Source organism: Pseudomonas sp. GW821-FHT07F05 (assembly GCF_059418765.1).
Genome location: NZ_JBWKQL010000005.1, coordinates 72,890 through 93,707 on the forward strand (window position 1 = coordinate 72,890; position 20,818 = coordinate 93,707).

General features: G+C 59.4%; 17 protein-coding genes. 7 read left to right on the top strand and 10 right to left on the bottom strand.

What is annotated here, in order from left to right; translation table 11 throughout:
* Nucleotides 1-98: 98 nt before the first annotated feature.
* Nucleotides 99-1,079, bottom strand: coding sequence for a phosphate ABC transporter substrate-binding protein PstS (locus AC07RO_RS13185; RefSeq protein WP_346627391.1), 981 nt, complete (start codon nt 1,077-1,079; stop codon nt 99-101).
* A gap of 269 nt (nt 1,080-1,348) precedes the next feature.
* On the opposite strand from AC07RO_RS13185, the gene AC07RO_RS13190 reads away from it, so the two are divergent.
* Entirely contained in the window at nt 1,349-2,710 is a 1,362-nt protein-coding gene (locus AC07RO_RS13190) for a hypothetical protein (RefSeq protein WP_495086237.1), read from the top strand.
* A gap of 117 nt (nt 2,711-2,827) precedes the next feature.
* On the opposite strand, the gene AC07RO_RS13195 is transcribed toward AC07RO_RS13190, so the two are convergent.
* A complete protein-coding gene (locus tag AC07RO_RS13195) occupies nt 2,828-4,129 on the bottom strand; it encodes an MFS transporter (protein ID WP_346627389.1) in 1,302 nt (433 codons plus the stop codon).
* A 380-nt stretch (nt 4,130-4,509) separates the two neighbouring features.
* Here AC07RO_RS13195 and AC07RO_RS13200 point away from each other — a divergent pair, with 380 nt between their 5' ends.
* Entirely contained in the window at nt 4,510-4,911 is a 402-nt protein-coding gene (locus AC07RO_RS13200; RefSeq protein WP_093466337.1) for an acyl-CoA thioesterase, read from the top strand.
* A gap of 108 nt (nt 4,912-5,019) precedes the next feature.
* Nucleotides 5,020-5,931: a D-hexose-6-phosphate mutarotase gene (locus tag AC07RO_RS13205; RefSeq protein ID WP_346627388.1), complete on the top strand. Its 912-nt coding sequence runs from the start codon at nt 5,020-5,022 to the stop codon at nt 5,929-5,931.
* A 155-nt stretch (nt 5,932-6,086) separates the two neighbouring features.
* Here AC07RO_RS13205 and AC07RO_RS13210 read toward each other — a convergent pair whose 3' ends face one another.
* From AC07RO_RS13210 to AC07RO_RS13230, 5 genes are all read right to left on the bottom strand, one after another.
* Nucleotides 6,087-6,623 (bottom strand): DUF3299 domain-containing protein, encoded by a 537-nt coding sequence (locus tag AC07RO_RS13210; protein ID WP_346627387.1) that lies wholly within the window; start codon nt 6,621-6,623, stop codon nt 6,087-6,089.
* Nucleotides 6,624-6,702: 79 nt separating this feature from the next.
* Nucleotides 6,703-6,948 (bottom strand): GlsB/YeaQ/YmgE family stress response membrane protein, encoded by a 246-nt coding sequence (locus AC07RO_RS13215; RefSeq protein WP_037016790.1) that lies wholly within the window; start codon nt 6,946-6,948, stop codon nt 6,703-6,705.
* 224 nt (nt 6,949-7,172) lie between these two features.
* Nucleotides 7,173-8,255 carry a 5-(carboxyamino)imidazole ribonucleotide synthase gene (locus AC07RO_RS13220; protein ID WP_346627386.1) on the bottom strand — a complete coding sequence of 361 codons (1,083 nt, stop codon included), beginning with the start codon at nt 8,253-8,255 and terminating at the stop codon, nt 7,173-7,175.
* Nucleotides 8,256-8,262: 7 nt separating this feature from the next.
* On the bottom strand, nt 8,263-8,754 hold the full coding sequence (gene purE, locus AC07RO_RS13225; protein ID WP_065988179.1) for a 5-(carboxyamino)imidazole ribonucleotide mutase: 492 nt from the start codon (nt 8,752-8,754) through the stop codon (nt 8,263-8,265).
* A gap of 211 nt (nt 8,755-8,965) precedes the next feature.
* Nucleotides 8,966-9,877 (bottom strand): LysR substrate-binding domain-containing protein, encoded by a 912-nt coding sequence (locus tag AC07RO_RS13230; RefSeq protein WP_192174542.1) that lies wholly within the window; start codon nt 9,875-9,877, stop codon nt 8,966-8,968.
* A gap of 211 nt (nt 9,878-10,088) precedes the next feature.
* Between AC07RO_RS13230 and AC07RO_RS13235 the strand changes: the two genes are divergently transcribed.
* From AC07RO_RS13235 to AC07RO_RS13245, 3 genes are all read left to right on the top strand, one after another.
* Nucleotides 10,089-11,513 (top strand): aspartate ammonia-lyase, encoded by a 1,425-nt coding sequence (locus AC07RO_RS13235; protein WP_282365398.1) that lies wholly within the window; start codon nt 10,089-10,091, stop codon nt 11,511-11,513.
* Between the two features lie 202 nt (nt 11,514-11,715).
* The gene (locus AC07RO_RS13240) at nt 11,716-13,170 is read left to right on the top strand and encodes an alanine/glycine:cation symporter family protein (RefSeq protein ID WP_192174540.1); all 1,455 of its coding nucleotides are present in this window, start codon (nt 11,716-11,718) and stop codon (nt 13,168-13,170) included.
* 30 nt (nt 13,171-13,200) lie between these two features.
* Nucleotides 13,201-14,205 (top strand): asparaginase, encoded by a 1,005-nt coding sequence (locus AC07RO_RS13245; RefSeq protein ID WP_423572000.1) that lies wholly within the window; start codon nt 13,201-13,203, stop codon nt 14,203-14,205.
* Between the two features lie 409 nt (nt 14,206-14,614).
* On the opposite strand, the gene AC07RO_RS13250 is transcribed toward AC07RO_RS13245, so the two are convergent.
* Nucleotides 14,615-15,481, bottom strand: coding sequence for a bestrophin family protein (locus AC07RO_RS13250; RefSeq protein ID WP_423572150.1), 867 nt, complete (start codon nt 15,479-15,481; stop codon nt 14,615-14,617).
* Nucleotides 15,482-15,748: 267 nt separating this feature from the next.
* On the opposite strand from AC07RO_RS13250, the gene tkt reads away from it, so the two are divergent.
* Nucleotides 15,749-17,860, top strand: coding sequence for a transketolase (tkt, locus tag AC07RO_RS13255; RefSeq protein WP_495086238.1), 2,112 nt, complete (start codon nt 15,749-15,751; stop codon nt 17,858-17,860).
* Between the two features lie 64 nt (nt 17,861-17,924).
* Here the strand turns inward: tkt and AC07RO_RS13260 are convergent, their stop codons facing one another.
* Together AC07RO_RS13260 and pdxR are read right to left on the bottom strand one after the other, a co-directional pair.
* Nucleotides 17,925-19,136 carry a YeeE/YedE family protein gene (locus AC07RO_RS13260; RefSeq protein WP_423572004.1) on the bottom strand — a complete coding sequence of 404 codons (1,212 nt, stop codon included), beginning with the start codon at nt 19,134-19,136 and terminating at the stop codon, nt 17,925-17,927.
* A gap of 90 nt (nt 19,137-19,226) precedes the next feature.
* Nucleotides 19,227-20,774: a MocR-like pyridoxine biosynthesis transcription factor PdxR gene (gene pdxR / locus AC07RO_RS13265; RefSeq protein WP_495086239.1), complete on the bottom strand. Its 1,548-nt coding sequence runs from the start codon at nt 20,772-20,774 to the stop codon at nt 19,227-19,229.
* Nucleotides 20,775-20,818 lie beyond the last annotated feature (44 nt).

Consider the following 20,818-nt stretch of genomic DNA (forward strand, 5'->3'; position numbering starts at 1 on the left):
TGTTCAGTGTTCTGCGAGCCTCGTTCCATAAGGCCTTTGTCGTTTGTGGCGGGACGAACCTGTCACCCCGCATCAGGGTTGTCTGGGCAGCGCGCTCGCTACCGTTCTTGTAGCCCCAGATCAGCCAAGGCTTTGCTGACGACCTTGGCTGGTAACGGAATGTACCCGTCTTTCATGACAACTTCCTGACCTTGTTTTGACAAGATCAATCTGACGAACTCGGCTTCGAGCGGATTCAATGGCTTGTTCGGCGCCTTGTTGACGTACACATAAAGGAAACGCGCCAGTGGGTAAGTCCCATTCAGCGCGTTGGCTTCGTTGTCTTCGACGAACTCGCCGCCCTCTTTTTTCGCGAGGGGTACGGTGCGCACGCTGGATGTTTTATATCCAATGCCCGAGTAGCCAATGCCGTTCAGCGAATTGCTGATGGAGCTGACCACCGAAGCAGAGCCGGGTTGTTCGTTGACGTTGGGTTTGAAGTCGCCTTTGCACAGCGCCTCTTCCTTGAAATAACCGTAGGTGCCGGACACCGAATTGCGTCCGAACAGCTGGATTGCCTTTCCGGCCAGATCTCCTGTCACGCCCACATCGCCCCAGGTTTTTGCATCGGTCCTGGCGCCGCACAGCCGGGTCGCGGAGAAAATCGCGTCGACCTGCTGCAGCGTCAGGCCCTTGATCGGATTGTCCTTGTGGACAAACACCGCCAGCGCATCCACCGCCACGGGAATCGCCGTCGGCTTGTAGCCGTGCTTCTGCTCAAAGGCCGACAGTTCGCCGTCCTTCATCTTGCGGCTCATGGGTCCCAGCGTCGCAGTGCCCTCGGTCAGTGCGGGCGGCGCTGTTGAGGAGCCGGCGGCCTGAATCTGAATGTTCACGCTTGGGTATTCTTTCTTGTAGGCCTCGGCCCACATCGTCATCAGATTGGCGAGGGTGTCGGAGCCCACGCTGGATAGATTCCCGGAGACACCGCTGGTTTTGACGTAGGGCTTGATTGCCGGATCCACCGCCGCAACCGCATGGCCGGTGGCGACCCCGGCTGCCACGAGGGTGAACGCCGTCATCAAACGCTTGAGTGTCATGCCTGGTTCCTGGTGAATGGCTGGCTACGTGGATCGTGCCCGATGGCGCAATCGTATGACCGAATTATGACAAAAAAATGAATTCGCGCAGCTTTCTTGTGGGTTGAGTTATCGGCGGGTCGCATCCTCTGAACTAGCGCATGACCATATTATTCGAAATAAGGACACCGTGTTTATTTCGAATGAATATAGCCTGTTAAAAAACGCTCATCTATTATCATGAAGTGCTAACGCTATTATTTAAACTCGTTTGTTTCAGGAGATTCATCATGGACAAGGAAATGGTTGAAAAAATTCGACTGAAAGTTAAAAACTGGGAACTTGACTCTGTCGATCCTGGCAAATCAGGAAGCCATAAGACGCCGGGGGCAAAAAAACCTGACCCTTCAATTCCGTACCTTAGGCGCGATGAGACATTTGGCGATCAAGGGAAGTTGGAACTACGCCCATCACCAGAGCACTCACTTTTGACTGCGACAAGCATCGTACGTACAAATACAGATCATTCGAAATTCTGGGTAGCGGCTTTTGGAAGCATTCCAGCAACCGGAGCAAATTACGCTGCCATTGCGCGAATTACAGCAGAAGGAACAATGGATTCTAGTTTCATGCCAGAAACCAATGGATTCGCCCAAGTAAAATTTGACGATGAAAACTCCACTCGTACTGAATCGGTGCACGAAACGCAAGATGGTAGCTTGCTAGTCTTTGGCCAGCAAGTTACGGTTGCAGGTGCGACTTCGTATAGAAAGCCCATGATTACTAAAATATTGACCAACGGGCAGCCGGACAATAATTTCGGGACTGACGGAGTTGTTGATGTGGATCAAACGATCACCGAAGTTGGGCCTATCGGTTCGACTTGGTGCATAGTAGACAAAGACGATGGCATTTTAGTATTGGGACAGGTTGATAAAGAAGATTACACGGATACGGATGCTTTTTTAGCTCGTCTGACTCCGACAGGTCAAATAGATGAGAACTTCAAAATTGTCAGAATACATAAAGATGACAATTCCGTTGATCCGGTAGACATGGTAAAGGATGGTACTGGAAGAATAATCATAACTTGCAATAGCCTCAACCATCGTTACTTGTTAGGCCTGAAAAGTAACGGCACGTTAGACAGAGAATTTGGCGAGCAAGGATTCGTAGATATATCGGCCCACTTTTATGGGGTGGAAAGCAGCACTCTAACGCAAGGAAGTAGCCATGTTTTTTTATCTGGATCAAGATTCGATCCAAAGATGATGCATGCAGTGCTGGCCAACTATACGACCGAAGGCAGACTCGAACCAACCTTCAATGACGGAAAACCGGCTGAAGCAAACTTTGGGAAAGGATACGTTGAGCGCGTTTGGTATGGTGCACATGAATCAGCCAGCGCTCCTTACACAATTAAAGTTTTGGGATGGTATGCGGACAACGACGGCAGATATCAGGTTGTAGGCCGGTATCTACCTAACGGAACGGCTGATTACAGCTTTGTAAATAATCATGCGATCGGGCAGGTACCCGCCGAAGCGTATTTCGAATTTGGCAAGCAAAACTTAGTTAACGATACGTCCGGCAGATTTTTGGTAGCTGGGAGGTGGTCTGGTACGGCGGCCATATTCGCCTTTAAGGACTAGGCTGGGAACGGCGATGAGCATAGCTGTGGCATGAGCTGATTATCACCTACCTATCGGGCTAACAATCGCGGGCCAGACTATCTGGCCCACGATTATTCAGGGGCTATATCCCTTAACCTACGACTGCAGACCCGGTTTTGCTTTCAGCAAATACACGCCAATCCCGATCCCCAACACGCACAGAATCGCCACGTACCAAGCCGGGCCCATCGGGTTGGCGGCGAACATCAGGCTGACGACCATTGGCGTTAAACCGCCAAAGATGGCGTACGCCAGGTTGTAGGAAAACGACAGCCCGGTGAAGCGAATCACAGGCGGAAAGGCCTTGACCATCACGAACGGCACTGCGCCGATGGTGCCGACAAACAAGCCGGTTATTGCGTAGAGCGGATACAGCAGATCCGGGTGCGTGCCGATCATGTGGTAGAAGGTCCACGAACTCACCAGCAGACCAAGCGAGCCGAACAGGAAGACCAACCCCGCGCCGACTCGGTCCGCCAGCGCGCCAGCCCCGATACATCCCAGACTCAGCAAGACAATGGCGAGGCTGTTGGCTTTGAGGGTGTCGGCAGGTGCGAACCCGTAGGCCTTCTGCAGCAGGGTCGGGGTCATGAGGATAACTACCACCACGCCGGCGGAGAGCAGCCAAGTCAGCAACATCGACAGCACAACGGCGCCGCGATGATCACGCAATACCGCTTTGAGCGGCACTTCTTCAGCCAGTTGCTTGCGCAATTGAAGCTCGGCGAACACCGGGGTTTCGTGCAGCCAGCGGCGCAGGTAAACCGACATCAGACCGAAGACGCCACCGAGCAGGAAAGGAATCCGCCAGGCGTAGTCCGATACCTCAACGGGCGAGTACACGCTGTTGATCCAGGTGGCGACCAGCGAGCCGAGCAAAATCCCGGCCGTCAGGCCGGACGTGAGGGTACCGCAGGCGTAACCGACGTTACGGGCGGGAACGTGTTCGGAAACGAATACCCACGCGCCAGGCACTTCGCCACCGATTGCGGCGCCCTGAATGACGCGCATCAGCAGCAGCAACATGGGGGCCCAGATGCCGATCTGCGCGTAAGTGGGCAGCAAGCCCATGATCAGCGTCGGCACGGCCATCAGGAAAATGCTGAGGGTGAACATTTTCTTGCGGCCCAGCAGATCACCAAAATGCGCCATGACGATGCCGCCCAGGGGCCGAGCCAGATAACCGGCGGCAAAAATGCCAAACGTTTGCATCAAACGCAGCCATTCGGGCATGTCGACGGGGAAAAACAGCTTGCCTACCACTGCTGCGAAGAACACGAAAATGATGAAGTCGTAGAACTCCAACGCTCCGCCCAAAGCAGACAGTGAAAGGGTTTTGTAATCGTTACGGTTCAACGGGCGCGAAGGCTGGGTGGCGCTTAAAGGCACAGAGGACATGACAGTGGCTTCTCTTTTGAGGCTCTCTTTGGGCGAAAAATCAACGGTGACTCAACCGTGGGTAACGGCTTCACACGCGATTTCTCGACTCGAAAAGTTAATCGGGCATCAAAATTGCGTGCCAAAAATGGCGTAGTGCGCCAAGTCGGTCCGGCACGATAGCAAATTGCGTACAAATGCACATGGATTGCAATGACGAGAAGGCATCATGAAAAAGCGGCGGTCGTTTCATGACGGCGCGCCCGATATACTCGCCGGCCACGACTCAGCCGGTCTCTTCAGGGAAGTTGTGCGAAGCCATTTGCCCAAGTCGTTTTCGCAGAGTTTCCCTTTAAACGAAATGAAGACTACCTAGAGTCATGGGTCAGAGGGACCCAATAATGATTGAGCTCGAACAAGAAGATCCGATACCGCAGGGCGATCTTGCCCTGCAGATTACCGCCCTGCCCCGCGAAACCAACGGCTTTGGCGACATTTTCGGCGGCTGGCTGGTTGCCCAGATGGACCTCGCCGGCACTGCCATGGCGAGCAAGGTGGCCGGCGGCCGTGTGGCGACTGTTGCCATCGACCGCATGGCGTTTCTGGTGCCCGTCGCGGTGGGCGCGCAGTTGTCGTTCTACACCCAGACCCTGGAAATCGGCCGCAGCTCGATTCAGATGATGGTCGAGGTGTGGAGCGATGATCCCCTGTCCAGCGAATGGCGCAAGGTGACCGAGGCGGTGTTCGTTTTTGTCGCCATCGACGGCAGCGGCCGTACCCGTTCGGTGCCGGCTCGACGCTGATCATCAAGCCCGGGTGGGCGCCGATGTGCCCGCCCTTGGCTTTGCGCAACAAACTCATCAAGCTTGGCGCAGTCTGATTCAGTCACTGTCCTTCGAGTGAGAACCCCCATGCCTACGTCAAACGTCGAATCTTTCCAGCTCGGTGAGCTTAATTGCTGGCGCATCCGCCACGGTCAGGCCGAACTGGTGATCGCCCAGCAAGGCGCGCACATCATCAGTTACCAGGTGGACGGCGATGAGCCGCTGATCTGGTCCAACCCGGGCGCGTTGTTCAAATCGGGCAAGCCTATTCGCGGCGGCATGCCTATCTGCTGGCCGTGGTTTGGCAATTTTCAGAAAAACCCGTCCAGCGTGCAGGCCATGCGCGAGAGCGACGAGCCGGCGAAGGCCCACGGCGAAGTTCGGGCGATCGACTGGGAGTTGATGGGCGTCGGTGAAGACGGCGACGCATTGATCGTCGAATTCATCCAGCCCCAGGCCGAAGGACTTTTGTCGGGGTGGCCGCACACCGTTGGCCTGAAGCTGCACATCCGCCTGGATGCGGCGCTGAATGTCAGTCTGGTGAGCTTCAACGCTGGCGCCGAAGACGTCACGCTGAGTCAGGCGCTGCACAGTTATTTCGCGGTGAGCGATGTGAGCCGGATCAGTATCGAAGGGCTGGATGGCGTCGAGTACCTGAATACACTGGAAAGCTGGGATACCCAGAACGTACAGATGGGTGACATCACGTTCACTGGCGAGACGGACCGTATTTATCAGGACACGCCTGACCTGATTTCAGTGGTCGACCCGCAGTGGAAACGCCGGATTCAGATTCAGACGACGGGTTCGCAATCGGCCATCGTCTGGAACCCGTGGATCGACAAGACCAAAACCTTCGACGACATGCAGCCTGATGGCTGGAAGGGCATGGTGTGCGTTGAGACGGCCAACGTCCTGACCGACGTCGTGACGCTCAAGCCTGGTGATATGCATGCGCTGAGCGTCAGCATCTGGGCCGAGCCGTTGGCAGAGGCCTGACAACACTGCGCTATTTGTAGGACCGGCTTCAGCCGGGAAAAGGCCTGCGTGAGCACCTTCAACTTTGTGGTGTGACACCCGACGCCTTCCCGGCTGAAGCCAGTCCTACAATGCATCGAGCCGGACCCACCGAATATGCGCGGTGTGTAAGCGCCCTATAAATCCGCCTCAACCACCACACGCACTTTCGATGCGTCCAGCGCATAGGCGGCGTCGGCGAGATCATTGCTGACCTTCTCCACCTTCAACGTGCCGATGACCCACAACGGTGTGTAGATGTCGGCGATTTTCAGGCCTTTCGGATAACGCACCAGCACCATCTGATTCGGCGGCGGTGGCGGCACGTGGATGCAGGCGCCCGGGTACGGGACGAGGAAGAACAGCGTGCTGTGACCCTTCGCATCAGTCTCCAGCGGAACCGGATAGCCACCCAGGCGGATGGTTTTGTCGTTCATCGACGCGACGGTTTTGGTGGAATACATGACGGCAGGCAAGCCCTTGCTCTGCTTCAAACCGCCTTTACTGTCGAACGTGCCCTGGCCTTCCGGCGAGTTGTGGTCGATTTCGGGCATGGCTTCGAGGGCTTTCTGATCCGACTTCGGCATCAGTTCAAGCCAGTCGGTTTCGGGTAATTCAGCGGCGCGTACCAGTCCGCAGACCAGCAGCAGTGAAACGAAGAGGAGATGACGCATTGGAGATGCTCGGCGGGAGGAGTTGAGTGCCGGGCATTCTAGCCCTCTGCGCCGCAATAGCGCAGAGGGCCAGGCGTGCTTAACGCTTTTTAATCATGCCGTAGATCACCAGCAGGATGATCGCGCCGACAAGCGCACCGAGGAAACCTGCACCCTCGCCTGCGCGGTAGATACCCAGCGCCTGACCACCATAAGTGGCGGCCAGCGAGCCGCAGATACCGAGCAGGATGGTCATGATCCAGCCCATGCTGTCGTCGCCTGGCTTCAGAAAGCGCGCCAGCAGACCTACGATCAAGCCGATGAAGATGGTTCCGATGATTCCCATGCCATGTCCCTCTGTTTGAATGAATATGCCAAAGCCTAGCTGGCTATTGGCAACACGCTATGAGAGGTGTGGCCCGGCGAAATGGTTCAACAGGATATGAAGGACACTGTAGGAGCGAGCTTGCTCGCGATCACGCTGGGCCAGACAGCAATGATGTCGCGGACAAATGCTATCGCGAGCGAGCTCACTCCTACGGAGGCGGTCAAGACTGGCCACCGCGATGATCAGTTTTTGATCAGTGCCTCGACCTGCATCACCTGACGATCCAGCGTCGCGCGGTCTTTGCTGCGCACGGTGGCGTGGCCGACCTTGCGTCCGGCCTTGAAGGCCTTGCCGTAGTGATGCAGGTGGCAATCTTCGACGGCAATGACCTGCTCCACTGCAGGCACTTCACCGATGAAGTTAAGCATCGCGCTTTCGCCGACCTTGGCCGTCGAACCCAGCGGCAGCCCGGCAACGGCGCGCAGATGGTTCTCGAACTGGCTGCACTCGGCGCCTTCGGTGGTCCAGTGACCTGAGTTGTGCACGCGCGGGGCGATCTCGTTGGCTTTCAAGCCGCCATCGACTTCGAAGAATTCAAAGGCCAGCACGCCCACATAATCGAGCTGCTTGAGCACGCGCCCGGCGTAATCCTCAGCCAGCGCCTGCAGCGGGTGATCGGTGCTGGCGATGGACAGGCGCAGAATGCCGCTGTCGTGGGTGTTGTGGACCAGCGGATAGAAGCGGGTCTCGCCATCACGGGCGCGTACGGCGATCAGCGAGACTTCGCCCGTGAACGGCACGAAGCCTTCAAGCAGGCATGGCACGCTGCCCAGCTCGGCGAAGGTGTCGACTACGTCTTCGGGCGTGCGCAGGACTTTCTGGCCCTTGCCGTCGTAACCCAGCGTGCGGGTTTTCAACACGGCCGGCAGACCAATGCTGGCCACCGCAGCGTCCAGATCCGCCTGGGACTGGATGTCAGCGAACGCCGGCGTCGGGATGCCGAGGTCCTTGAACATGCTCTTTTCGAACCAGCGATCGCGGGCGATGCGCAGCGCTTCGGCACTCGGGTAAACCGGCACGAACTGCGAGAGGAAGGCGACGGTCTCTGCCGGCACGCTTTCGAATTCGAAGGTGACCAGATCAACATCATTCGCCAGCTGGCGCAGGTGTTCCTGATCGCCGTAATCGGCGAGCAAATGCTCGCCAAGCGCAGCGGCGCAGGCGTCCGGCGCGGGGTCAAGGAAGGCGAAGTTCATCCCCAGCGGGGTCCCCGCCAGTGCCAACATGCGACCCAACTGGCCGCCACCGATTACGCCGATCTTCATGAAAACCTCAGGCCTCGCGTGGGTCTGGATTGTCCAGAACGCTGTCTGTCTGCTCAGCGCGGAATGTCTTCAGCACTGCGTGGAAGTGTGGATGCTTGGCGCCCAGGATACTGGCCGACAACAGCGCGGCGTTGATCGCGCCCGCTTTACCGATGGCCAGCGTCGCGACCGGAATGCCGGCAGGCATCTGAACGATGGAGAGTAATGAATCAACGCCCGACAGCATGGAAGACTGCACCGGCACACCCAGAACGGGCAGATGAGTCTTGGCGGCGCACATGCCAGGCAGGTGAGCGGCGCCACCGGCACCGGCGATGATCACCTCGATGCCACGGCCTTCGGCTTCCTCGGCGTACTTGAACAGCAGATCAGGCGTGCGGTGCGCCGAAACCACTTTGACTTCGTACGGAATGCCGAGCTTTTCAAGCATGTCGGCGGTGTGGCTAAGGGTGGACCAATCGGACTTGGAGCCCATGATCACGCCAACCAGTGCGCTCATCGTCGTGCCTCTCATCGGGCGCCCGCAGGCGCGGCTAAAAACAACAAGCCACGCGGGAAAACCGGCGTGGCTTGTCGTACAAATTATGACCAGTCGAACCGGCCGAAGGCCGCGGAGTATACCGCAAAGACTCTCGTTTGACAGACTGCCCGCGACCTCCTGTCAGCCTACCAAACCGGCCCACGGAAGCCCGGGTTTACTGACTCCGAAGTCAGGCGGCTGGCGAGCTGCCGCCCGCTTCCAGCTTGCGCCACAACAGCCGGACATTGGCCTTGCGAACCAGCGCGCATCGGTACAGCCGAATCTCCAGCGGGACGTGCCACTGAGTGCCGCCACAGATCACCAGTTCTCCCCGTTCGAGCTCCGCCGTCACGCTCAGGCGCGGCACCCACGCGATACCCAGCCCCTGGAGCGCCATGCCCTTGAGGCTGTCGGCCATCGCCGTTTCGTAAATCGTCGTGAAGCGCACGCTGCGCTGGCGCAATAGCAGGTTCACCGAGCGACCCAAGAACGCACCCGCGCTGTACGCCAGCAGCGGCACGCTCTGTTCCCCTTCCAAGTCGAACAGCGGACGCCCCTCTTCATCGGTTGAGCAGACTGGCAGCATTTCGGTCACGCCCAGGTGCAGCGAAGGGAAGATCTCGGCGTCCATCTGCAGCGCGGCGTCGGGGTCGTAGAACGCCAGCATCAGATCGCAACCGCCTTCACGCAGCGCATGTACCGCGTCGCCGACGTTGGTAGCGACCAGGCGCGTGGCGATGTTCAGCCCTTCATTGCGCAGCTGCGCGATCCAGCGCGGGAAGAAGCTCAGCGCCAGCGAGTGGGCAGCGGCGATCTGCATGACCTCGCCCTGCCCGCTTTCCAGATGGTGCAAATGACGCAGCACCTCGCCGAGCTGGTCGACTACCGTCCTCGCGGTGACAAGGAATAACTGCCCCGCCGCCGTCAGCTCGATCGGCGTACGCGAGCGATTCACCAGCGTCAGCCCAAGCGCCGCTTCGAGGCTGCGAATGCGCCGGCTGAAGGCCGGTTGCGTGACGAACCGACGCTCCGCCGCCTGGGAAAAACTGCGGGTCGCGGCCAGCGCACTGAAGTCTTCCAGCCATTTGCTTTCCAGGTTCATCGTTTCTCCAGCCGTATAAGTTGCGCATTCGCGGGTACGAACGGGAGCCTCATACACTGATTCACACGCTCGTCACAATCCCCGCGTCACAGCGACATTATGCCGATTGTGCATAGGGCAGCGTTTTACAGCATTGGTCCAGAATAGCCCACAGGCCTAGTATCAAGGGCGTTCCGGCTTAGTCCGTGCCCATCTTGAGACTTTCTCTATCATGTCCTCCGCTGCATCATTTCGCATCGAAAAAGACTTGCTTGGCGTTCTCGAAGTACCCGCTGAAGCGTATTACGGCATCCAGACCCTGCGCGCAGTGCACAACTTCCGCCTCTCTGGCGTTCCGCTTTCGCACTACCCCAAGCTGGTCGTAGCGCTGGCGATGGTCAAGCAGGCAGCAGCGGATGCAAACCATCAGCTGGGCCATTTGAGCAACGAGAAGCATGCGGGCATCAGCGAAGCCTGCGCACGACTGATCCGCGGTGATTTCCACGATCAGTTCGTCGTCGACATGATTCAAGGCGGCGCCGGCACCTCCACTAATATGAACGCCAACGAAGTCATCGCCAACATCGCGCTCGAAGCGATGGGCCATGCCAAGGGCGAATACAAATACCTGCACCCGAACAACGACGTGAACATGGCGCAGTCCACCAACGACGCCTACCCGACGGCCATTCGCCTGGGTTTGCTGTTGGGCCACGACGCGCTGCTCGCCAGCCTCGACAGCCTGATTCAGGCCTTCGCAGCCAAAGGTCACGAGTTCAACCACGTGTTGAAAATGGGCCGTACCCAATTGCAAGACGCGGTGCCAATGACCCTGGGTCAGGAATTCCGCGCCTTCGCCACCACGCTGACTGAAGACCTCAATCGCCTGCGGAGTCTGGCGCCTGAGCTGCTGACCGAAGTCAATCTGGGCGGCACTGCCATCGGTACCGGCATCAACGCCGACCCCGGTTATCAGCACCTGGCCGTTCAGCGTCTGGCGACCATCAGCGGCCAGCCGCTGGTGCCGGCTGCCGACCTGATTGAAGCCACCTCCGACATGGGCGCTTTCGTGCTGTTCTCCGGCATGCTCAAGCGCACTGCAGTCAAGCTGTCGAAGATCTGCAACGACCTGCGCCTGCTCTCCAGCGGTCCGCGCACCGGCATCAACGAAATCAATCTTCCTGCGCGTCAGCCAGGCAGCTCGATCATGCCGGGCAAGGTCAATCCGGTGATTCCGGAGGCGGTGAACATGTGCGCCTTCGAAATCATGGGCAACGACCTGGCGCTGACCATCGCGGCCGAAGGCGGCCAGTTGCAGCTCAACGTGATGGAGCCGTTGATCGCCTACAAGATCTTCGACTCGATTCGCCTGCTGCAGCGCGCCATGGACATGCTGCGCGAGCACTGCATCGTCGGCATCACCGCCAACGAAGTGCGCTGCCGTGAACTGGTCGAGCACTCGATCGGCCTCGTCACTGCGCTGAACCCGTACATCGGTTACGAAAACGCCACTCGTATCGCCCGCGTCGCCTTGGAAACAGGCCGTGGCGTGCTGGAGCTGGTGCGCGAAGAGGGCTTGCTCGATGACGTCATGCTGGCGGACATCCTGCGCCCCGAGAACATGATTGCGCCGCGACTCGTGCCCTTGAAGGCTTGATCCGTCCGGCCCCTTGCGACACTTGCAACACGATCACCAGGCTGAGGGTCTAGACACCCCTCACCCTTTTGAGGGCCGGGAGCACACGCTTCCAGGCCCTTTTTTTTGCCCGGCGTCATTTGGGCATGAAACAAACCGGATAAAGACTCCAATAACGCGCGCCGGTATAGTGCGCACCCTCTAAGAAAGCGAGGAAACACCAATGCTTGAAGTCATCAACGACTTCCTCTCGGGAAAAGTACTGATCGTGCTCATTGTTGGGCTCGGTGGATATTTCACGATTCGCTCGCGTTTCGTTCAGTTCCGTCACTTCTTTCACATGTTCGCGGTGTTCCGCGACAGTCTGCGCAGCAGCGCGGGCCAATTGAGTTCGTTCCAGGCCCTGATGCTGAGCCTTGCCGGCCGCGTCGGCGCCGGTAACATCGCAGGCGTCGGCATCGCGGTCACCCTCGGCGGACCCGGTGCGGTGTTCTGGATGTGGGTCACTGCCCTTGTCGGCATGGCGAGCAGCTTTTTCGAATGCTCCCTCGGCCAGCTGTACAAACGCTGCGACGCCGAAGGCCAATACCGCGGCGGCCCGTCTTATTACATTCAGCACGGCCTGGGCAAACGCTGGCTGGGCATGATCATGGCGGTGCTGTTGCTGGTGACCTTCGGGTTCGCCTTCAACGGCCTGCAATCCCACGCCGTGACCCACTCGCTCAACGACGCCTTCAAGATCTCGCCAAGCTACGCTGGCGTCGGTCTGGCGATTCTGCTGGGCTTGGTGTTCGTCGGCGGGATCAAGCGCATCGCCAAGGTCGCCGACCTGCTGGTGCCGATCAAGACGCTGGTTTACATCGCCGTCACGCTGTATGTCATCGGCGTGCAGTTCGAACACGTTCCGCACATGCTGATGACCATCGTCAAAAGCGCGTTCGGCATGGATGAAGTGTTCGGTGGCCTGATCGGCAGTGCCATTGTCATGGGCGTCAAACGTGGCGTCTTCGCCAACGAAGCCGGCCTGGGCAGCGCACCCAACGTGGCAGCGGTGGCTCAGGTCGAGCACCCGGTGGCACAAGGTGTGGTTCAGGCGTTCAGCGTGTTCCTCGACACCTTCGTCATCTGCACCTGCACCGCGTTGCTGATCCTGCTGTCGGGTTTCTATACCCCCGGCTTCGAAGGTGATGGCATTGCCCTGACGCAGAACTCCCTCGCCGCCGTCGTCGGTGACTGGGGCAAGCTGTTCATCAGTGTGGCACTGGCGCTGTTCGTGTTCACCTCGATTCTCTACAACTACTACCTGGGCGAAAACAGCCTGCGCTTCTTGCTGGGCGAGAACCGCAAGGCGATCTTCGGCTACCGCGTGTTGGTTCTGGCGTTGATCTTGTGGGGTGCGGTCGAGGATCTGGGCACGGTGTTCGCCTTCGCCGACATCACCATGACGCTGCTGGCCTTCGTCAACCTGATCGCGCTGGCAATGCTGTTCAAAATCGCGCTGCGGGTCCTGAAAGACTACGATGCCCAGCGTAAAGCCGGCATCAAAACGCCGGTTTTCGACTCCAGCCAGTTCCCCGATCTGGACCTGGATCTGAAAGCCTGGCCAAAGCCCGATGCTGCGCAGCCTGCAGCGCACGCGGCAGCGATCGGCGGCAAACCGGTCACGGACGCGCGTTGATCATTTGAACGTCAATCAAGGGAGACAGGCATGAATCGCGAAAACCACGCATCAGCCCGCCAGGTAATGGTCCTGTATACCGGGGGAACCATCGGCATGCAGGCCAGCGAAAACGGGCTGGCACCCGCTTCCGGCTTTGAAGCGCGCATGGCTGAGCAGCTGGCTGCACTGCCCGAAATGGTGGTGCCCCAGTGGTCATTCCGCGAAATGTCCCCCCTGATCGACAGCGCCAACATGACGCCCACCTACTGGCAGCGATTGCGTGAGGCGGTGGTCGATGCAATTGAAGCGCAGGGGTGCGACGCCGTGCTGATCCTGCACGGTACCGATACCCTGGCTTACAGCGCAGCGGCCATGAGTTTTCAACTGCTGGGCCTGAGTGCCCCTGTGGTGTTCACCGGGTCCATGTTGCCAGCGGGCGTGCCGGACAGCGATGCCTGGGAAAACGTCAACGGCGCCTTGCAGGCCTTGGGTCAAGGGCTCGCGGCGGGAGTGCATCTGTACTTCCACGGGGAGCTGCTGGAACCGACTCGTTGCGCAAAGATTCGCAGCTTCGGCCGTAATCCTTTCGCGGCGCTTAATCGCGCCCGGGGTGGTGAGGCCGTATCGACATTGCCTACGGCACTGGACTATCGCCAGCCCAAGCAACTGGCGAACGTTGCGGTGCTGCCGCTGTTTCCCGGCATCGGCGCTGCTCAGCTAGACGGTTTGATCGACAGCGGTATTCAGGGGCTTGTGCTGGAATGCTTCGGCAACGGCACAGGGCCTAGCGATGATGTCGACTTCCTTGCCAGCCTTCAGCGTGCTCACCAGAAAGGCGTCGTAGTCGTGGCGATTACTCAATGCCACGAAGGCGGCGTCGAACTGGATGTGTATGAGGCCGGCAGCCGGCTGCGGGGCGTCGGCGTGTTGTCCGGCGGCGGCATGACCCGCGAAGCCGCGTTCGGCAAGCTGCATGCGCTGCTGGGGGCTGGACTGGAGGGGGATGAAGTGCGGCGGCTTGTTGAGCTGGACATGTGTGGCGAGTTGCGTTGAGCGAGTAGTGCCGCTCAGACAATCGTCTGCAGGCCTTTGTCGGCGATGAGCAAAGACATATCGCAAGGTCGGTAACCCGCAACGGGCCGCAAATTACCCGGCGTCCAGACACTTTGCTCGCGCAGCAAACCCAATCCTGTGGGAGTGGGCTTGCTCACGAAGATGGCATTTCGGCCGCTGAAGATTCAGCGCACCTTCCCACCTCTTCGCGAGCAAGGTGGAACGCCACCCCGGTCGCTCCCACAATTAGTGTATCGGCAGGTGCATTTGCGGTGGTTTCATGTTTGATGAGAGTGAGCTTGCTCGCGAAAGCGGCCTTTCAACCGCTGGATATCTCGTGGGTAGACCGTGCTCTTCGTACAGATGCGTCTCGTCAATCATGCCCTCTTACAGCAAGGGCATGACCTCATCACGAATAAGCCACCTCAACCGGCCGCTTGTCCATCGCATCCTGCAGCATTGAATTCAGATTGCCGGAGATGTTTTCGCACAGCGCTTTCATCTGGATCTCATGCTCGGAGGCTTTGAACGGGCTTTGCAAGTCGGTGCCGATTTTCTCGATTGCCAGCAGCATGAAGCCGACCACGGTGGACGCCAGCGGCGTGAACCAGCCAAGCGTTTCGACCAGACCGATCGGCACGATGATGCAGAACAGCGTGATGAACAGGCGCGGAAACGTCACGTACGGGTAAGGCAACGGGGTATTGGCGATGCGCTCCATGCCGCCTTGGTTGTTGGAGATTTCCACCAGCGTCGCTTCGAGCCGTTCCAGACGAATGCTGTCCAGGCGGCCGGCTTTATATTCCTGAGCAATGATCGCCGCGGACTCATTGAGAATCGCGTTGGGGAAGTTGTTGGTGCGCGTGCGGCGCTCATACTCTTCTCGGGAAATCATCGCAGTGACCTGCTCGCCACAATCACTGCCCTTCAAATGGGCCGACAGGCATTCGACAAAAGCGACGTGCCGGCGCAACAGCGTGGCCTTGACCGGGTTCAGGCCGCCTTCGTCATCGATGAAGGTCAGCACCTGCCGGGCGAAGCTGCGGGAGTTATTCACCAGCGCACCCCATAACGTGCGCGCCTCCCACCAGCGGTTATACGCGCTGGTGTTGCGGAAGCTGGTCAGCACGACCAGCGCAGAACCCAACAGGGTCAGGGGCATCGATGGGAGGGTGATCTTGCGATCCAGAAACAGCATGAAGTCGACGGTGACGACGACGTCCCAAATCAGCAGCCAGAACAAAGACCAGCCGATGTAGGTAAACGTCCGGATCATGGCCCGGTACTTCTTGACGATCAATTCCTGCAAAAGCCACCTCCGCAATGCGCTTAAACCGGTCGGCAAAGGCTCGACCCAAGGCTTCGAATACGTGAGAACAACTTCGTTCGTTACGCCCACAGGCTATATGTAACCAAATACGAGCGGAAAGCTGAATCGCTTCTCCACCGGGTCGACTGACAGATTGTTCATGGAACGATCACAGCCTCCGAGGGCTCAACACCTATCTGGATGCTTCCGCTACCCGTCACGAGGAGAACGTTAATGAGCTCGTCTGCCAACTCTCACTCCACCGAACGATCAGGCGCAGTGCGCACGTTTACGCCGCACACCGACCGCGACCAACTGACCATCAACACCATTCGCACCCTGGCCATGGATGCGGTGCAAAAAGCCAATTCCGGGCACCCCGGCACGCCGATGGCGCTTGCCCCTGTGGGCTACACGCTGTGGAAAGATTTCCTGCGCTACCACCCGGAACACCCTGACTGGCCAAACCGCGACCGCTTCGTGCTATCGGTCGGTCACGCTTCGATGCTGCTTTATTCACTGCTGCACCTTGCCGGTGTGATCGAGATCGACGAACACGGCAAGCCGTCGGGTAAACCTGCGGTGAGCCTTGAGGACATCAAGCAGTTTCGCCAGATGGACTCCAAAACCCCGGGCCACCCCGAATACCGCATGACCACCGGCGTGGAAACCACCACTGGCCCGCTGGGTCAGGGTTGCGCCAACAGCGTCGGCATGGCGATGGGCGAGCGCTGGCTGGGCGAACACTTCAACACGCCGGGCGCGACGCTGTTCGATTACAGCGTTTACGTGCTGTGCGGCGACGGCGACATGATGGAGGGCGTAACCGCAGAAGCGGCCTCACTTGCCGGTCATTTGAAGCTGTCGAATCTGTGCTGGATTTACGACAACAACACCATCAGCATCGAAGGTCATACCGAGCTGGCTTACAGCGACGATGTGCAGAAGCGTTTCGAGGGCTACGGCTGGAAAACCCTGCACGTCAAAGACGCCAATGACGCCAGTGCGCTGGCAAAAGCGCTGCAGATCTTTCAGCAAACCAGCGATGCACCAACCCTGATCGTGGTCGACAGCGTCATCGGCTTTGGCTCGCCCAACAAACACAATACGTCTGCCGCCCACGGCGAACCGCTGGGCGATGACGAAATCAAGCTGACCAAAAAAGCCTACGGCTGGGACGAAAACAGCAGCTTCCTGGTGCCGGAAGATGCCCGCCATTGCCTGCGTGATGCACTGCTCGACCGCAGCGGGAGCGATTACGACGCCTGGCTTGAGACCTTCAACCAGTTTGAAAAGGACCAGCCCGACCTCGCCGATCAGCTCAAGCGCATGCGTGCCGGTGAGATGCCCGAAGGCTGGCAAGACAAGCAGATGAATTTTGAAGCCGACGCCAAAGGCATTGCCTCCCGCGCGTCCGGTGGCAAAGTGCTGAACGCCTTCGCCGAGCAGATTCCTTGGCTGATCGGTGGCTCCGCAGACCTTTCGCCGTCGACCAAAACCAATCTGACGTTCGACGGAGCCGGTAGCTTTGAAGCGGGCAATTACAGCGGTCGAAACCTGCACTTCGGTATCCGCGAACATGCCATGGGCTCAATCGCGAACGGCTTGGCCCTGTCCTATATCCGCCCGTATACCTCAACGTTTCTGGTGTTCAGCGATTACATGAAGCCGCCGATTCGTCTGGCGTCGATCATGGAATTGCCGGTTATTTTCGTCTTTACCCATGACTCCATCGGCGTCGGCGAAGACGGCCCGACACACCAGCCCATCGAGCAACTGACTCAGCTGCGGGCAACACCCGGTGTGCTGACGATTCGTCCGGGCGATGCCAACGAAACGGCCGAAGCCTGGAAAATAGCGCTGGCGCAAACCAGCAGACCGTCCTGCCTGGTGCTCTCCCGCCAGCCGTTGCCGACCCTTGATCGCTCGAAATACGCCGCCGCCGAGGGCCTGACTAAAGGCGCGTACGTGCTGGCCGATGCGATAGAAGGCAAAGTGGACGTGATCTTGATCGCCACTGGCAGCGAGGTCGGCATGACCGTCGAAGCGTTCGAGACGCTCAAAGCCGAAGGGGTTGCGGCGAGAGTGGTGTCGATGCCGAGCTGGGAATTGTTCGAGGATCAGGACAAGGCCTACCGCGACGGCGTGCTGCCGCCGGACGTGAAAGCCAGGGTGGTGGTGGAACAGGCGGGGCCGGTGGGCTGGGATCGGTATGTCGGCCAGACCGGCGCGAAGGTTGTGATGAACACCTTCGGTGCGTCGGCCCCGATCGAGAAGCTGCAGGCCAAGTATGGATTCACGGCGGAAAACATCGCCAAGCTGGCGAAGGAGCAAATCGCCGGTTAATCCTGTGTAAGAGCGCTTGCCCGCACCTCGCGGGCAAGCGCCCTCCCTCCTTCAGATCCCTCGATCAGCACCCTGTCAAAACAGCCGGACGACGCTCGCCCTCAAAGAATATCGGCCGAATCCGCACACCCACTGCGTTGCCCGCAAAGGCAGCGACCAGCCAGAGCCAGCCGTGCAGGCTGCCTGAGGCGATCCCGCTGAAGTACGCGCCAATGTTGCAGCCGTACGCCAGGCGCGAACCGTAACCCAGCAACAGCCCGCCAATCACTGCAGCGATCAACGAGCGCGTCGGGATTTTCAGACTCGGAGCGAATCGTCCTGCAAGGCCTGCCGCCACCGCCGCGCCCAACATGATGCCGATGTCCATGACGGTGGTGATGTCCTCCCACACCGGCGCGGCCAGCGCCTTGGCATTCGCTGGCATCTGCCAGAACGGCCAACTGCCCACGTCCACCCCCAGACCACCGGCGACTTTCGCACCCCACAGCGCGAAGGCCGAGGTGATGCCCCAAGGGCGACCCGCCAATGCCAGCGTGGCGTAGTTGAGCAGCGCCAAGCCGACCGCGCCCCACACCAGCGGCCACGGCCCGCGAAAGAAACGGCGCACGCCAACATGCTCACTGGTGACGGCCGCTTCCAGCTGTCCGTGCCGACGCTTTTCCAGCTTGACGGTGACAAGGGAAATGATCGCAAACAGCGCCAGGCTCATCAGCAACGCAGGGATCACGCCGAAGGTTTTAACGATGGAAGTGGCCGGTAACGACGGCAACGAGAACCACCAATCGACGTGATGCGTGGCGATCAGCGAGCCAATGATGAAGAACAGCAAGGTCACGAGCATCCGCGCATTGCCGCCGCCGACGGTGAACAACGTGCCGGACGCACAGCCGCCGCCCATTTGCATGCCGATGCCGAAGATGAAAGCGCCGAACACCACGGACACGCCCGCCGGGGCCACAAGGCCGGTGACCGGCGTGCCGAACAGCGTACCGGCACCCAGCGCGGGGAAGAACAGCACCACCGCGACGGTCAGCATCACCATCTGCGCGCGCAAGCCGGCGCCGCGCCGCTCGTTGATGAATACCCGCCAGGCCGAGGTGAAGCCGAAGGCGGCGTGATAGAGCGTGAGGCCCAGCGCCGCGCCAACGATCAGCAACAGCACTTGCCTGCCGCCAACGGCGGATTGCAGAAACAGAGCGCCGACCACCAACAAGAGGAAGGCGATCAGCGGCGCGCCGAGCTTGCGCTGCGGCGCCGCGGAGAGAGGAAGACTCATGGGCGTATCTCGAAGAAGGATTGCGATGGGCGCGAGTATACGCCGGTACCTGCTGGATGACGCGCCAGGCCGCCATCGGGCTCACCAAGATCAAACCCGCCATGCACTTCGCAATCGCCCCAGCGCCGAGGCGATATCGGCCTCAGGCACCGCTGCAAACCCCAGGACCAGACCGGCCCGATCATCCACCGGCGTCTCTGACCCCGGCAGCCAATACTCACTCAACGGCGCGACCTCGACGCCGACATTTTCTGCCTTGGCGACCAGTTCCGTTTCACGCTCTAACGTATCCACTGCGACGGTCACATGCAGCCCTGCAACGGGCTTGATCATCGGGCTGCAACCCGCAAGTTCCTGGGGCCAGCCGGCCAGTAATGCATCGCGTCGACTCAACGCAGCCCGGCGCATGCGGCGGATGTGCCGCTGAAAGTGACCCGCTGCGATGAACTCGGCCATGACCATCTGCGTGCCCACCTCGGAATGACGCATGTCCACGGCCCGGCGCCGACTGAACGGCTCAACCAGGTTGCGCGGCAACACCAGATAACCCAGGCGCAGCGCCGGAAATGCGACCTTGCCGAATGTCCCGACGTACAGCACGCGACCGCTGCGATCCAGCGCTGCCAACGGCGCCAGCGGGGCGCCGCTGTAGCGGTATTCGCCGTCGTAGTCGTCTTCGACGATCCAGCTTTGATTGCGCTCGGCCCACGCGAGCAGTTCCAGGCGCCGCGCCAGAGTCATCGTCACGCCCAGCGGGTATTGGTGAGAGGGCGTCACGTACGCCAACTTGCAGCCAGAGTCACCCAGAGCCGGACTGCGCATGCCCTCGTCGTCAACCGCCATGCCCTGCAACCTGGCGCCAGCTACCCCGAAGGCATGACCGGCCGCGCGATAGCCCGGATTTTCGATCGCCACCACGTCGCCCTGCTCAAGCAGCAGCTGTGCACAAAGGGTAATCGCCTGTTGCGCGCCATTGGTGATCACAATTTGCTCAGGTGCGCAGCGCAAGTCGCGGGAAGTCCTCAAATAGGCAGCGATCAGCTCCCGCAGCCGCCATTCGCCAGCCGGGTCGCCGTAGCCAAGATGCTGGAGGCCCGGCTTACGCCAGAAAGCCGCGTGGAGCTTGCCCCACGTGTCGAAAGGGAACAGATCAAATGCCGGAACACCCGTGCGAAACGCCCTTGGCAGGCCGCTTTTCGGAGGTCGCAAATGATGCTGATCCAGCGTATGCATCGCTGTGCTGTGGATAACATTGTTGGACGATTCGGCCGCCATTATCAGGGGTTTTGTGGATAAACCTGTTGATAAGCCTGGTGATAACCCTGTGGACAGGTGTGTGGATAGTTTTTTTGCAGCCGGCGGTTTCTCTCTCAACAGTGCGACGTAAGTGCCGTCCCCGACGCGGCTTTCGGTAAAGCCTTCGGCGTAAAGCTGGTCATAAGCGCGCACCACGCTGTTGCGGGAGATGCCGAGGGATAACGCTAGATCCCGGCTCGCCGGCAAGCGCGTGCCACCGGACAAGCGACCGTCGAGGATGCGCTCGCGCAGTGTCTGATAGAGCTGGCGGCTAAGACCATGGCGGCGGTTCAGCTCAATGCCGGCAAAATCGAACGTCAGCGCGGGCGTGGGTGCGTGCATGGGATTGGCCCTATGAGATAGACCATTAATGGCTCTTACAACGA

Bases quoted from the DNA above. Each gene is read 5' to 3' on its own strand.
- AC07RO_RS13220 (WP_346627386.1), bottom strand. From the start codon at position 8,255: ATGAAGATCGGCGTAATCGGTGGCGGCCAGTTGGGTCGCATGTTGGCA.
- AC07RO_RS13250 (WP_423572150.1), bottom strand. From the start codon at position 15,481: ATGATCCGGACGTTTACCTACATCGGCTGGTCTTTGTTCTGGCTGCTG.
- pdxR (WP_495086239.1), bottom strand. From the start codon at position 20,774: ATGCACGCACCCACGCCCGCGCTGACGTTCGATTTTGCCGGCATTGAG.
- AC07RO_RS13210 (WP_346627387.1), bottom strand. From the start codon at position 6,623: ATGCGTCATCTCCTCTTCGTTTCACTGCTGCTGGTCTGCGGACTGGTA.
- AC07RO_RS13235 (WP_282365398.1), top strand. From the start codon at position 10,089: ATGTCCTCCGCTGCATCATTTCGCATCGAAAAAGACTTGCTTGGCGTT.
- AC07RO_RS13215 (WP_037016790.1), bottom strand. From the start codon at position 6,948: ATGGGAATCATCGGAACCATCTTCATCGGCTTGATCGTAGGTCTGCTG.
- AC07RO_RS13190 (WP_495086237.1), top strand. From the start codon at position 1,349: ATGGACAAGGAAATGGTTGAAAAAATTCGACTGAAAGTTAAAAACTGG.
- AC07RO_RS13185 (WP_346627391.1), bottom strand. From the start codon at position 1,079: ATGACACTCAAGCGTTTGATGACGGCGTTCACCCTCGTGGCAGCCGGG.
- tkt (WP_495086238.1), top strand. From the start codon at position 15,749: ATGAGCTCGTCTGCCAACTCTCACTCCACCGAACGATCAGGCGCAGTG.
- AC07RO_RS13240 (WP_192174540.1), top strand. From the start codon at position 11,716: ATGCTTGAAGTCATCAACGACTTCCTCTCGGGAAAAGTACTGATCGTG.
- AC07RO_RS13200 (WP_093466337.1), top strand. From the start codon at position 4,510: ATGATTGAGCTCGAACAAGAAGATCCGATACCGCAGGGCGATCTTGCC.
- AC07RO_RS13245 (WP_423572000.1), top strand. From the start codon at position 13,201: ATGAATCGCGAAAACCACGCATCAGCCCGCCAGGTAATGGTCCTGTAT.
- AC07RO_RS13230 (WP_192174542.1), bottom strand. From the start codon at position 9,877: ATGAACCTGGAAAGCAAATGGCTGGAAGACTTCAGTGCGCTGGCCGCG.
- AC07RO_RS13195 (WP_346627389.1), bottom strand. From the start codon at position 4,129: ATGTCCTCTGTGCCTTTAAGCGCCACCCAGCCTTCGCGCCCGTTGAAC.
- AC07RO_RS13205 (WP_346627388.1), top strand. From the start codon at position 5,020: ATGCCTACGTCAAACGTCGAATCTTTCCAGCTCGGTGAGCTTAATTGC.
- AC07RO_RS13260 (WP_423572004.1), bottom strand. From the start codon at position 19,136: ATGAGTCTTCCTCTCTCCGCGGCGCCGCAGCGCAAGCTCGGCGCGCCG.
- purE (WP_065988179.1), bottom strand. From the start codon at position 8,754: ATGAGCGCACTGGTTGGCGTGATCATGGGCTCCAAGTCCGATTGGTCC.